Source organism: Methylobacterium sp. Leaf88 (assembly GCF_001422795.1).
Lineage (GTDB): Bacteria > Pseudomonadota > Alphaproteobacteria > Rhizobiales > Beijerinckiaceae > Methylobacterium.
On the sequence record NZ_LMMK01000041.1, the window covers coordinates 1 to 9,374 of the forward strand.

7 protein-coding genes and 1 pseudogene are annotated in these 9,374 nt (G+C 58.9%); 4 read left to right on the plus strand and 4 right to left on the minus strand.

Going from position 1 to position 9,374, the window contains the following annotated elements:
* Positions 1 to 157 precede the first annotated feature (157 nt).
* Positions 158 to 523: a hypothetical protein gene (locus ASF20_RS24195; RefSeq protein WP_056275781.1), complete on the plus strand. Its 366-nt coding sequence runs from the start codon at positions 158 to 160 to the stop codon at positions 521 to 523.
* 184 nt (positions 524 to 707) lie between these two features.
* Here the strand turns inward: ASF20_RS24195 and ASF20_RS23525 are convergent, their stop codons facing one another.
* Together ASF20_RS23525 and ASF20_RS25030 are read right to left on the minus strand one after the other, a co-directional pair.
* Positions 708 to 959 carry a hypothetical protein gene (locus tag ASF20_RS23525; RefSeq protein ID WP_082501392.1) on the minus strand — a complete coding sequence of 84 codons (252 nt, stop codon included), beginning with the start codon at positions 957 to 959 and terminating at the stop codon, positions 708 to 710.
* Positions 960 to 2,278: 1,319 nt separating this feature from the next.
* Positions 2,279 to 2,791, minus strand: coding sequence for a hypothetical protein (locus ASF20_RS25030; RefSeq protein ID WP_244476454.1), 513 nt, complete (start codon positions 2,789 to 2,791; stop codon positions 2,279 to 2,281).
* A gap of 273 nt (positions 2,792 to 3,064) precedes the next feature.
* Here ASF20_RS25030 and ASF20_RS16260 point away from each other — a divergent pair, with 273 nt between their 5' ends.
* The 3 genes and pseudogenes from ASF20_RS16260 to ASF20_RS16265 all read left to right on the plus strand — a co-directional run bounded on the left by ASF20_RS16260 (position 3,065) and on the right by ASF20_RS16265 (position 4,513).
* Positions 3,065 to 3,673 (plus strand): recombinase family protein, encoded by a 609-nt coding sequence (locus ASF20_RS16260; RefSeq protein WP_056275788.1) that lies wholly within the window; start codon positions 3,065 to 3,067, stop codon positions 3,671 to 3,673.
* Positions 3,673 to 4,106 (plus strand): annotated as a pseudogene (locus tag ASF20_RS25035) (hypothetical protein). The gene ASF20_RS16260 and the pseudogene ASF20_RS25035 overlap by 1 nt, the downstream one beginning before the upstream one ends.
* 146 nt (positions 4,107 to 4,252) lie before the next feature.
* Positions 4,253 to 4,513: a hypothetical protein gene (locus ASF20_RS16265; RefSeq protein WP_056275792.1), complete on the plus strand. Its 261-nt coding sequence runs from the start codon at positions 4,253 to 4,255 to the stop codon at positions 4,511 to 4,513.
* 940 nt (positions 4,514 to 5,453) lie between these two features.
* Here ASF20_RS16265 and ASF20_RS16270 read toward each other — a convergent pair.
* Both ASF20_RS16270 and ASF20_RS24740 read right to left on the minus strand, forming a co-directional pair.
* Positions 5,454 to 8,522, minus strand: coding sequence for an Ig-like domain-containing protein (locus ASF20_RS16270; protein ID WP_156648100.1), 3,069 nt, complete (start codon positions 8,520 to 8,522; stop codon positions 5,454 to 5,456).
* Positions 8,523 to 9,146: 624 nt separating this feature from the next.
* The coding region (locus tag ASF20_RS24740) for a hypothetical protein (protein WP_210166845.1) at positions 9,147 to 9,374 on the minus strand (228 nt) is incomplete at its 5' end.

The window sequence follows — 9,374 nt, forward strand, 5'->3', positions numbered from 1 at the left end:
GCTTCATGGGCGTCCTCTGTCTTGCCGCGGCCCTCGATTGGCTCAAGCGATGACAGACCCTAGGAGCAATGCTTAGCTATCTGCCTTTTCCGACAAGCCCTCAGAGCTTTAGGGGGCAAGTGAGCTGACGTCTCTCACGGCGCCCGAATGTCTTGTAATGAAAATCGCCGGACTGCATTTGGCCTCGTTCCACGGCTTGGGCGACATCCGGGTTGCAACGCAAATACTCGTCTTCGTCGAACTCAGCCTCTGGCTCTTCCTGGGACCCACGGTTACGCTTCCGTTCCCGGGCATCATTGTCGTACCTGTGACTGGGCTGACGATCCCGATCTCCATCGTATCTGCGAAGCCGCTCGTTATCTTGGCCATTATCGTAGCTGCGGCCCCGGTCACGTGGCCGATCATCGTCATCGTCATCGTACCCGCGACCATGACCACCGCCGTCGCGCTCGCCATAACTTCGACTGCCATACTCCTGCTCGTCGTGGCCGTAGTCACGACCCCCTCGCTGAGCCGAAGCTGAGCTTATTGCGCCCAAAAAACTCAGGCCAACGAGTGCTGTAACCCACAGCGTCCTCATGCCGGGTTCCTCCTGTAGCAGCGTCAGACGTGTCGAGTACTCGGCGTCCGACCGCCAAGCCGTAAGCCTCAGCGTATCAGCTTGAACGTCACCCTATTCCGCTTCTGCGGTTCGGGTTCGCACCCTGTCAGCCGCAAGTGCGACGATAACGGCGGCAGTTGCCCTGGCCCTCTTCACCATAGCGATCCTTGTCCTCGCAAGCGTCGCGAAGCTCGCGGCACATCCGACGATAGCGGCGCTCCTCACGCTCTTCACGGAAACCGCGCCCATCATCGACTTCCACACCGCCAGGGCCGAACCGGAAACCCTGCGCAAAGCTGGAGGTATCTTGGAGTAGCAGCCCACCAAGGGCTGCAGTCACGAGCAGAATTCTACGCATTGGAAGCTCCATATTCCTTGTGCTGTTGAAGCAAGGAGCCAAACGCCCGGGTGCCAAGAACGGTTCGTTCAGTTGCACGAAACTCCCACACTCAGGCTTAGATACTCGTCGGAGATGACCGCATCGTCCTCCAGTAAGTCCTGCGTTTGTCCAAATAGACTGCCGCCGCTATTATACAAAAAATGGATCCTTTTCTAGACGTTTGTTAGCTGTTCGTTGTATCGGGGGGCTATCACAAAGCTGTCTTGGCCAGAAGGAAAGGCGTCAGTGCCTTCATCACTTCGGCGGGGACAGCTCCCGATACCTGCATAAACCAGAGGAAGCGGGCGACAGGTGGTGGAACTTCACTGGCACTTGCGCTGTCAGCCGAACACCAGCGGCGCATAGTGCGCGCGTCGACACCAAGAAGGCGAGCGCCACCAGACTGACTTAGATTAAGATTTCGAAGCGCAGAGCGCAGTTCTGCAGCATTCATTGCCGATGCCTTGGTCCGCCTCAGGGGACGACTGCTTTTATGATTAGCTCGTTTGAGAGACATAGATTACTGCCCCATGTGTTTCGGCCAGCCATCACCTGTAAAGGTGCAGCGTAAGAAGCTTACAGCTCGGATGGAAACTAGCTCATTATCTTTCCGGTTAGCGGTCAGCGAGCAATCTGTAAAAGAGCAGCCCATCCAATAGATGCCGGTCAGATCAATTATCTCGTTACAGAAGTTGAGACCAAATCTTAGATCGCTTTTATTATCACAATAAGTATTTGCTTTTTCCAAAATAACGACCTTTGTTCGATGTCAAAACACTATACAAAATTTCTCGTGAAACTTGGATACTCAGGGGCTTGTTTCTGGGTAAGAGTAGGGAAAAAATGTGCGTTCCAAGTTTGACGACTAAAACGCCGTAAGAGGTAAAACAGTTCAAAAACAAATTATAATTATCAATTAGCGAGCGATCATAGTTCAGAACAGCAATATTTCTCTAAATCAGTATCGCAAATGAGAGATTTTGGCTGTTCGTCGAACCGATCAATGTTCTCGGTGTGGCTCTTTTTTTACGAGCATGCGTTGCAAAGTCGAAGAGTGATCTGCGTCGATCCCCGGTGAAGACACTGATGTTGAGGGTGGCGTCTTCGCGGATGGAACCGTACAGGCAACGATCGTTCAGGGTCCAAACCTGGTGCCGATCACGGGCAAGCTCGAATTGAAATGCACCGGCCTCGGGGCATGGCGCACCAGTGGTGGCCTCGTTGAATGCAGCGGTAGCTGGAGTACTAGCGCGGTGCGTGAGATGAATGAGCTCTCTATCCTCCAGCCGTCTTCCTGCTCATAGGAACCCGCTCCCCAAATGATCTTTGAAGGCGTTCGCTCGGCGGATGTACCCGACCACGGTCCGCCGGTCGCGGTGCCCCGACTGATCCATAATACGCGCGAGATCCGCGCCGCGCTCGGCCGCCGTCGTGATGTACCCGGCCCGCAGGCTATGCGCCCCCAAGGTCGAGGCATCGAGCCCAGATGCCGCGTCGCCAAGGTTTGCAGCCGCACGGCGCACTCTTAACAGCGTTGTAAGGCCGCCATCGTTTATGGACCTACCGGCATCGGGCGTAGGGAGAACGAGGTGGATCGACAAAGCGCGAAGGATCTCGATCAGTTCAAGGATCGGCGGCAGTTCAAACGCACGGACATGGCCCAGCAGGGCGTCGCGGTGTTCGCGGACGGCACGCGGGTTCCTTGCATCATCCACGACATGTCCGATCCGGATGCCGAGAAGAGCTTCGGGATGCGCGTCGAGTTGATCAACGTCCCGAATAACAAGGTGCCCCACACCTTCCAGGTTCACCTACCATCTGGGCGAGTAATCCAGTATTCGCCCGGTTGGGCTGAAGCCCTCTAGGTCAGATTAAGCTGAGCAAGGAGACGGCCGGACAAACCACTCAGGAAATGAGGGGTAGAGAGGGCATTCCCGATATTTGATGCGATGTCGGGCTAACGATCGTTTTCCCGGCATTGTGAATGGACCCAGTTCGAGCGGCTTCAAACCACTGTGTTTCTGTCAGGAAAATATGACCGGATTTCTATTGCAGATTAAACGCGCCTGAACCACTATCCCGACATGCTCGTCGGATATGCCCGCGTCTCCACCCTCGACCAGAACCTCGACCTGCAGCGTGATGCGCTGACCAAAGCTGGGTGCGAACGCCTGTTCGAGGAAAAGAAGTCCGGCAAGGCTGGGACCAAGCGTCCGGAGTTCGAGGCGGCCCTCGCCTACCTTCGACCCACCGACGTGCTCGTCGTCTGGAAACTCGACCGGCTCGGTCGCTCGCTCGTCGAGATGATGCGTACGATCGACAGCCTGCGGAAAAAGGAGGTCCACTTCCGCTCTCTCACCGAGCAGTTCGACAGCGACACGGCGCATGGGCGCTTTGCCCTGCAGATGCACGGCGCCATGGCCGAGTACTTCCTCGACCTCAACCGGGAGCGCACCATGGAGGGGCTGAAGGCCGCCCTGGCGCGAGGACGAAAAGGGGGACGGCCCAAGAAGCTTACGCCAGCCGATATCGAGGTGGGGCACGCCCTGCTGCACTCGGGCACCATTTCGATCGCGGCGATCGCCCAGCGCCTCGGGGTCAGCCGGGATACCTTCTACAGCTACTTCCCCCAGGCACGCACCCGCAGCCAGGCAGACGTAGCCGCTGCGGCGACCCGGCAGGCATCCTCCTGATGCCGATCCGGCGCGAGCACCGCTTCTTCTATCCGATCGACTGGCCGCAGCTCTCGGTCGTGATCCGCTTCGAACGAGCGAAGGGACGCTGCGAGGTCTGCGCCCGTCCGCACGGACAGCGCGTCTTCCATCTTGGCGATGGCCGCTGGTGGGACCGAGAGGAGGGCTCCTGGCGGGATGGGGCAGGGCGCTTCATCTGCCTGGCGATCGGGGCCGATGACGTCCTGGGCAAGTCAGAACTACACATGTGGTTTTGGCGACCGGGCACCGCGATCATGACACCGCCAACAATGCCTCGAAGAACCTCGCGGCCTTCTGCCAGCGCTGCCACATGAACCACGATCGGCCCGAGCATCAGCGTCGGCGCTGGTATACCTTGTTCAGACGCAGAGCTTTAGGCGATCTTTTCCGCGGTCCGTACCAGAATAGCTGAGACGGGTTTTGCAGCGCCCGGCTTTAATCCAGCCCACCGCGTGTCCCCTGGCACGTCAAGAATGAAATAGGCTCCCCATATTAGTTTCAGACAGAGAGAAACGAGCCAGACATTTGGTTCGTACTGTGAAGGAGCTAGTAAGCCTAATGAAGACCCGTATCGCCGTCCTCGCCACCGCCCTTGTCCTTGGCGTTGCTCCGATCTCGTCCGCCATGGCCTATGACAGCCCCTCCCGCTACACGTCGTTCGCACCCTACGATGTCGAGACCACGGGCTCGGTCAACGATATGCGACGTCCCCCGGCCTATCTCGGTTGCCCGATGAGCTCGGCCGCCGAGGGCAACGCCAACCAGCAGAACTTCCCCACCCAGCAGTACGGCCAGACCTCGGGCGGAAACCGCTGCTGATCGGAGGGACCCCCGGATGCTGCTGAAAGGCTTCTCCTACGCGATGATCGCTGCCTTCGCGGGTGGCCTCGTCTTCACCATCGTCGGCTCGGCCAACGCCTTCCTGAGCCTGTAAGGGCCTAGCCTTACAGATATGCCTCTGAGATCCGCCCAGCCCCTGGCTGCGGCGGGTCTTTTGCGACGTGTGAGGGTGTCGCTGTGCGGTATGCTTCGGGTGACGGTTAACGGCTCGTAAACGAATTGGTAGGCATCTCGAATTCAGCGGCTCTGGTGCGCCCAGGCCACACTTCGAAAGGGCCTAAGAGATGATCACGGTGACCTTCCTCGGCATGATGACCGCAGCCCTAACCGCGGCAGTGGCCGGAGCGATCAGCGACCCCAGCGCCCGATAATCAGCCAACCTCTCAGGCTCTGAAATCCTGACGGTCCAGCCAAAGACGCGCGTCCAACTACTTATGTGGCCGCCCCGCTACGGCGGATATTTCTCACGCATTCGGGCAGTCGGGGCCCTCACATCGGCATAGTTGGTCGATCAGAAAGAGGCCGCACGCCTCCCCTGGTCCCGTCCAAATGTCACGCACCCGCTCTGTCTTACGCCAGCACCGCGAGGTCGCTGCCGTGGTTGCCACCTACGGGATGTTCCTGGGCGGCATCCTGATGCTCGCCTGGGCGATGGCCTGACCTACCCCTGCGTCCTGGCCTAGTGACGAAATGGGAGCACTACGCACGCACGCGCACACGAGGGCGCTCCCATCTGCACCTGTTGAGAATTGTTGAGGTTCAGGACGAAGTTTTGGGCGCTGCCGCAATGGGTTGGCGCTCAATGTTGACGCTGGTCCGACGCTTCCCTGCTAGGACGCCTCGACCCCGGTATAGGCCTCAGGACCGATAACTCCCGTTATCGGCTCCCAGGGTCCTGTCTGCTGCTGAGCAGTCGAGATCAAGCCATCAGGTCGTGAGGCGCAACCTGCACGACGAAGGCCTTGCCCTCGTCGACCCAGCCGCCGCCCGCCGAACCGTGACGGATGCCGTCCGCTTCCTCAGCCAGCGCGTAGTGATGCTGGCCCGTCTGCACGTTGAAGAAGCGCTCGACCGCCGCCGTGCCGCTCGAACCCTCGTTCGCGAAGGCTTCGAACGCGACACCCTCGTAGTGGTAGCTCGTCCCACCTTGGATGAGCCCATCCCGTTCGCTGACACTCGTCGTGAAGAAGTGGTCGCCCGTCTTCGTATCGTAGAAACGGAACACGTCCACCGTATCCGTGCCGTTGTCCGGCGTCGTCCAGGCGATGCCTTCCTGAACAAAGCTCGGCATGCTGTCCCGCACCTGAGCCGCCTCGTCCGCACTCGCCGTGAACAAGTGGCCTCCGCTCTTCGTGTCGAAGAACCGGAATGTGGCTTCCTGCGTATGATCCACGTTGAGCGTCAGCGCGGTCTGGCTGGCGTTGCCGGCCGCGTCCATCACGGTCTCGGTGAACACATCGTGTCCAGCCGACGTCGCCTGATAGCTGTAGGTGCCGTCCGACGCGATCGTCAGAGTGCCGTGCGCCCCAGCAATCTGCGCCGTGCCGGTGGTCGGAACGCTGATGGCGGGCCCATTTCCGAACTGCAGGCTGTCGAGGTGGAGTGACGAGGCGTCCGCGTCGTTAGCGAGTACGTTGCCCGTGAGAGGCGCGGACAGGCCGCTTGCTGACAGGGTGTCTGCCTGTGCGCTCGGCGCGATGCTGTCGAGCGTGAAGCCGAGGCTGGTAGCGGCCGAGACATTGCCGGCCACATCTGTGTGCGTGACCGCGATGGTGTGCGCACCTTGGGCAAGGAGCGATGGGTTGTAGGCCGCTGCAGCGGCGCCATCCACCACGTAGCTCAGTGTACCACCCGCCTCGCTCGGCGAAACCAAAAGGCTGCCGTCATGCGTCAGGGCATCGACCGCACTTACGCCGGTGTCATGAGCAAGCTGCAGGGTCGGTGCGGTCGGCGCCAGAGTGTCGAGAGTGAAGCGAAGGCTGGCGGCCGTCGAGACGTTGCCGGCGGCATCAGTCTGAGTGACGGCGACCGTGTGCGCGCCTTGGACGAGGCTCGCGGGATCATAGGCCGCCACGATCGCACCATCGACCGTGTAGGTCAGCGTTCCGCCTACCTCGCTGGGAACTAGGGTGATCGCGCCATCCCGCGTGATGCCGTCCGTAGCGCTGGCACCCGTATCGTGGGTCAATGCCAAGTTTGGCGCGCCGGGGGCCTGCGTGTCGACTGCGAAGGCGAGCGTGCGGCTCACGGTGCCAGTATTACCCGCAGGATCCGTGGCCACGGCCGAGAGAGCATGCTGCCCCTCCGCCAGGGCGCCAAGGGTGAAGGTCCAGCGTCCGGTCGTGGCATCAGCCACAACGGCGCCGAGTGCCGTCGCACCATCGTAGACCGTAATGACGCTGCTCGCCTGGGCCGTTCCCGTCAGTGTCTGTGCGGGCGTGTTGGCAGCCGCGTTAACGAAGCCGTTGCGGATCGCGATATCGGCCAAGCCCGCGGGTTCAAAGGGGGCAAGGGTGTCGACCAGCACGGTGCTACCGACCGCAGAAGCGACATTCTGGTGCACGTCCGTGATGGCAAGCGACGAGGTCACCGTACCGTTGAACCCAGATAGGTCCACCGTGCCCGTGCCGTTCGCCACGACATTCGTCGTGACCGTGTGCGTTCCATCCGTAAAGGTCGCGACGGCCGTAGCGTCGGCATCAAGGCCTGAGACGGCAAATCTGACTGCGCGCGCCTCGACCGCGTTGATTAGGTGATCAGCGGTCCCCTTGAGGCTGAGCCCGGCATCAGCCCCAACATCCGCTGTGGTGTCCACGATCAGGGTCGTCGGCGCCGTCTGGGCGATGTTCCCGGCCGCATCCTGCGTATAAGCGACAACGGTGTAGGTGCCGTCCGCCAGGGCTGATGCGATGCTCTGGTTGACGCCACCAGCCGTGCCAGGTGCATCGACCCGGAAGGCGTAGGTGCCGTCGCCCTGCAAGGGTACGACATGAGGAGGAACAGCATGACCATCGGCAGCCGTGATGGTCACGACGGCTCCGCTCGGAATACCGAGGTTGGCATCACTCACGGTCCCGCCAAAACGTAGAGCTTGCGCGAACTCGGCAGCGTCGAGGACGAGCGCACCGCTCGCCGCATCGGTGATGAGGGGATGGCTGTTCAGACCGGTATCGGCTGAGAGTGCCAAAGTAATTGCAGGCGCCACATGGTCAAGAATAACGCTCGTCCCAGTGGCACCACCCGCGAGCGCATTGCCGGCAATGTCTTGAATGCCGGTGCCCGAGGCGTTCAAGTCGAGGTGAACTGCGCCTTCGTTGGTTAGGCCGGACACGGCGACCGTGTAAGTGATGCCGCCATCAGACGAGGTTGGCGTGCCGATCGTTCCAGCTACGACGTTTCCGTTGAGGTCGTGAAGCGTGAAGCCGCCGGCCGTTACGTTACTGACAGCTTCAGAGAAAGAAACCGTGAAGCTAAGGCTTGTCGCATTTGTAAAGCCAGACGGCCCGACAATACTAACTACTGTGGGCGGCGTTGCATCCGCACCGATTGAGGAAATAATACCAAATTCAGGACTGTCGAAATAAAAGGGCTGACCAGAATTGTTAATGGCATAAACCTTGAGGGTTGTGATGCCGGTATAATTCAGGGTCGTCAGCTGAGATGAAAAACTGTTGTTAACGTCAGTAGGGTTGTAAGTTACCGTCTTAGTAAATAGGATCTGATCTGAGGATCCCAAACCCTGAAATAACAGTGTGTCTGGTCCGCTACCAGCATTCACACCGTAGATCGATCCGACGTCGAAAGTCCCTCCGCCTGAAGCGGTGATTTTCACGTTATAATACGCGGAGCTTGTTTTATAAGCAGAAAAGTATGTGCCACTAAGCCCACCGGCCGTGTCATTTGTGGCTACTGCTCCGCCATTCAGAACGCCTACAACCGCGTCACCCTCATTGCCATCAGTAATGACGCCGACGTTAATATTGACCATTGCCGTGCAGCTTCTCTGATTACGTAATGCGGTTGCCAGAAAGTAAACAAGATCATTTCACAAAAATGTGAATAAATAGTAATTCCACTAACTTCAATATAAGATTTTGACTGCGACAATTTAGACTTTAGCGGAACTTGAATTTTGATCTGAATGGGGCTTTAGGGCAGCTTAGTTGCGGCTGCTACGATTGGCCTTAAAATCGGCCATGATTTGCTCGTTAGCCTTTTCTTTCTCTTCTACCGTCATAGCTTCGAATGCTGTACTAACAGCAGCAACCACGGCTTCCACCTCTGCCTCTACCAAATGGTAGGGTGCTCTTGCTGACGTAGCTCGTACTCGGCCCCTGCATCATCAAGATCTCGGGGACGGTGCGCAACGGATTTAGACCAAGCGCGCATATCACTAACCCAGCGTCTTGCTAGAGCCTCATCGTCCAAGCCTGCGAATGAGCGTCCTCGTTGCAGGTAGTTACTCATCTGGTTGATTTCGCTCTGGGCCATCACGTCTAGGGCGACGGTCTTCCCGTCCTGTTCAGCATAGTCGTCGACCATTTGCTTCCTGCTTTCAGTCTATTGAGGAACCGCATCATGGCGGGGCTCTGAACAGGGGTAACCTGTGGCTTCAGTGAACGGGCTCTCCCCGCAGGTGGGCGGTTTCGGCAATCCACTCCTCGGTGGTCAGCTGCTCAGATGGAACGACGATGCAGCCCCACTGCAACTTGGCACGGCCATCTGTCACCCACTGACGCCAATTGAGCTTGGCGTCTGCTGCTTCCTCGTCCGTCAGGCTGATCCGCCCCCATTGAAGTGGTCCGCCCTTTGGTATGGCTTTTGAGCCTGGAGGACGGAC